This window comes from Pseudomonas sp. Yb2C2 (genome assembly GCF_052112325.1).
In the GTDB taxonomy this organism is placed as follows: domain Bacteria; phylum Pseudomonadota; class Gammaproteobacteria; order Pseudomonadales; family Pseudomonadaceae; genus Aquipseudomonas; species Aquipseudomonas marginalis.
Genome location: NZ_JAVAJK010000063.1, coordinates 1 through 522, shown reverse-complemented (window position 1 = coordinate 522; position 522 = coordinate 1). Strand labels below are relative to the sequence as shown.

General features: G+C 62.1%; 1 protein-coding gene. It reads right to left on the bottom strand.

Annotated elements, in window-relative coordinates; translation table 11 throughout:
- The coding region (locus Q8X51_RS32160) for a substrate-binding domain-containing protein (protein ID WP_407695012.1) at positions 1 to 522 on the bottom strand (522 nt) is incomplete at both ends.

Here is a 522-nt window from a genome sequence, read left to right as displayed (position 1 = left end):
CGCCGAGCACGGTGTTGTCGTTCATGCCGCCGATGATCAGGTTTTTCGCGCCGCTGGGCAGCTTGACCAGGGCCGAGTTGGTGGCGTCCATGCTGCCGGGGACGTCGAGGGTTTTCAGCGCGGCGGTGAGGATGTGGTCCTTGGGAATGCCGGCTTCTTCCAGGGATTTGATCGAGCCATCGGTGCGTTTTTTGCCGGTGTCGAGTTCATTGAAGGTGTTGATCACCGCGTAGGTGTCCTTCCAGTCCCAACCGCGTTTTTTCGCTTCGGCGGCCATGGCGGCACCTTGTTTCTGGCCCACTTCAAACGCGGCCATGCCCAGGTACGGCACGTCCTCCATGAAGTTGCCCTTGGCATCGACAAAGCGGTCATCCACCGCCATGACTTTCAGGCCATTGGCCTTGGCCTTGGCGACGATGGCCGGGCCCAGGGACACATCCGGCGGGCAGATCACAAAGCCCTTGGCGCCGTTAGCGGCCAGGCTGTCGATGGCCGAGAGGGTTTTCTCGCCATCGGGCACGG